Origin of the sequence: Kitasatospora sp. NPDC093558, from assembly GCF_040683475.1 — a bacterium.
GTDB lineage: Bacteria > Actinomycetota > Actinomycetes > Streptomycetales > Streptomycetaceae > Kitasatospora.
Genome location: NZ_JBFBDY010000717.1, coordinates 1 through 2,902, shown reverse-complemented (window position 1 = coordinate 2,902; position 2,902 = coordinate 1). Strand labels below are relative to the sequence as shown.

Below are 2,902 nucleotides of genomic sequence, written 5' to 3'. Positions count from 1 at the left end.
GCCGCGCCGGCCAGGGCGGTGGCTCGGGTCTTGAGGCCGCGCCGGCCGGGGGCTCGCGGCTTGAGGATGCGGGCACCGGCCCGGCGCGGTGGGCGCTCGCGGCGCGCTGCGCGGCGCGCGCTCGGGTGTGGCGCTTCGAGCCGTTGACCGGCCGCCGGAGCCGCCGGCTCAGGCCGGCTCAGGGCCGCTCAGGCCGGCTCCGGCGGCCACGCGTCCGGCGCGAGGACGCCGTACGTGTAGGCGCGCGCGACGAGGGCCGTGCGGTTGGGGACGTGCCAGCGGCGGGAGAGGCGGGTGAGGTGGTAGTTGACGCCGTCCCTCGTGAGGCCGATTTCCCGGGCGATCTGCGCGGTGGTCGCACCCCGTGCGGCGGCGGCCAGGATCCGGGCCTCGGTGGCGCTCACCTCGGTGCGCGGCTCGGCGGGCGCGGGTTCCTCGGCCGGCGGCCCGGCGGGCGGGTCGGCGAAGGCGCGCAGCGCGAGCAGCAGGTTCGGCGTCTGCTCGGGGGTGTCGCTGACCAGGGCGACGTCCATCTCGCCCTGCCGCTCGGTGCCGTCGCCGGCCGTCCACGAGACGCCGACGGCGTACTGCGAGCGCCGGTGCTTGCGGACGGCCTCGGCGAGGGCGGGGAGGGTTTCGGCGGCGCTGCCCCGGAGGGTGAAGAACTCCAGGATCTTGCGGTGGTGCAGCTGCCCGGTGAGCAGGCCGAACTCGGCGGCCATGGCACGGTTGACGATGAGGATCCGGCCCGCGTACTCGCACACGGCCATCGGCATCGGTACGTGGTCCAGCAGGCGCAGCGTGCGGTTGCGCCAGACGATCGCGCTGTCGGTGGGGTACACGCGATGCCTCCTTCGGCAGATCTGACGGCACGTGGGCAAGAGTTGGGTGCCACCGGGTACTACACAATCATGTAGTCGACGGGGCTGGGCACGGCGGGTGCCCGGCGCACAGTGGAAGACGTCGACACACCCCCCTCTGACGGAAGGTGAATCACGCATGACCGACACCCTGCCCGAGACCCGGGCCGATGTCCCGCAGACCCCGAAGGCCGCCGCCGTGCGCCTCCCCTCGGCCGCCGCGGAGGCCGTCCCGCTCGTCGACGTCTCCGCGATGCCGCCGATCGCCGCGCCCGTCGTGCGCGTGATGGAGCTGATGCGCGAGCACGGCCCGGCGTACGTCCAGCGCGTGCACGGGCTGGACCTCCTGATGGTCAGCGGCCTGGACCTGGTCGAGGAGCTGGCCGACGAGGAGCGCTTCACCAAGTCCGTCGGCCCGGGCCTGGTGAACGTCCGCGAGTTCACCGGCGACGGCCTGTTCACCGCCTACAACGACGAGCCCAACTGGGCCCGCGCGCACGACATCCTGATGCCCGCGTTCGCGCTCGGCTCGATGCGCACCTACCATCCGGTGATGCTCCGGGTGGCGCGCCGCCTGATCGACGCGTGGGACGCCGCGGCGGCCGCCGGGCAGCCGGTGGACGTGCCGGGCGACATGACCAGGATGACCCTGGACACCATCGGCCTGGCCGGCTTCGGCTTCGACTTCGGCTCCTTCGGGCGCGACGAGCCGCACCCGTTCGTCGAGGCGATGGTGCAGTGCCTGGAGTGGGCGATGGCCAAGCTGTCGCGCGACCCCGAGCTCGACCACAGCGAGCGCGACGCGGCGTTTCGGGAGGACGCCGCGTACCTCGCCCGGGTCGTGGACGAGGTGATAGCCGCTCGCGTCGCGGCCGCCGGAACGGGCGGGCAGGACGCGGAGGCCGAGGACCTGCTCGGCCTGATGCTCGGCGCCGTCCACCCCGGTGACGGCAGCAGACTGGACGCCGAGAACATCCGCAACCAGGTGATCACCTTCCTGATAGCCGGACACGAGACCACCTCGGGCGCGCTGTCCTTCGCGCTGTACTACCTCGCCAAGCACCCGGCGGTGCTGCGCGAGGTGCAGCGCGAGGTGGACGCGCTGTGGGGGGACCAGGCCGACCCCGAGCCGTCGTACGAGGACGTCGGGCGCCTGCGCTACACCCGCCAGGTGCTCAACGAGGCGTTGCGGCTGTGGCCGACGGCGCCCGCGTTCAGCCGCGAGGCCCGCGAGGACACCCTGCTCGGCGGCCGGATCCCGCTGCGCGCCGGGGAGACGGTCATGGTCGCGACGACGATGCTGCACCGCGACCCGGCCTGGGGCGACAACCCCGAGCTGTTCGACCCGTCCCGCTTCGACCCGGAGCTGGAGGAGGCCCGCTCGCCGCACGCCTTCAAGCCCTTCGGCACCGGCGAACGCGCCTGCATCGGACGGCAGTTCGCGCTGCACGAGGCGACGATGCTGCTCGGCATGCTGGTGCACCGCTACCGGCTGATCGACCACGCCGACCACCGGCTGACGATCAAGCAGATGCTCACGATCAAGCCGGACGGGTTCACGCTCAAGCTTGCCCCGCGCACGCCCAAGCCGCCGGTGACGGCGGAGGCTCCGGCGCGCGCCGCCGAACTGCCCGGCCGCGTCCGCCAGGGCACCGCGGTGCTGTTCCTGCACGGTTCCAACTACGGTGCCTCGCGCGACTTCACCCGGCAACTGGCCGAGGCCGCCGGGGAACTGGGCTGCGAGACCGAGATCGCCCCGCTGGACGCCTACGCGGACGGGCTGCCCGCCGGCCGTCCCGTGGTGATCACCGCCGCCTCGTACAACGGACAGCCGACGGACGACGCGGCCCGCTTCGTCCGGTGGCTGCACGAGGCCGAGGGCGCGCCGGCCGAGGGCGTCGAGTACGCGGTGCTCGGCATCGGCGACCGGACCTACGCCGCCACCTACCAGCGCATCCCCACCCTCATCGACGAGCGCCTCACCGCCCTCGGCGGCACCCGGCTGCTGGCCACCGGCGAGGCCGACGCCTCGGGCGACCTCG

Annotated in this window: 2 protein-coding genes; one reads left to right on the top strand and one right to left on the bottom strand. The window is 73.7% G+C overall.

Going from position 1 to position 2,902, the window contains the following annotated elements; all coding sequences use genetic code 11:
- Positions 1-188 precede the first annotated feature (188 nt).
- On the bottom strand, positions 189-842 hold the full coding sequence (locus tag AB0O00_RS34200) for a LuxR C-terminal-related transcriptional regulator (protein WP_363658497.1): 654 nt from the start codon (positions 840-842) through the stop codon (positions 189-191).
- Between the two features lie 271 nt (positions 843-1,113).
- Here AB0O00_RS34200 and AB0O00_RS34195 point away from each other — a divergent pair.
- The coding region (locus AB0O00_RS34195) for a cytochrome P450 (RefSeq protein WP_363658499.1) at positions 1,114-2,902 on the top strand (1,789 nt) is incomplete at its 3' end.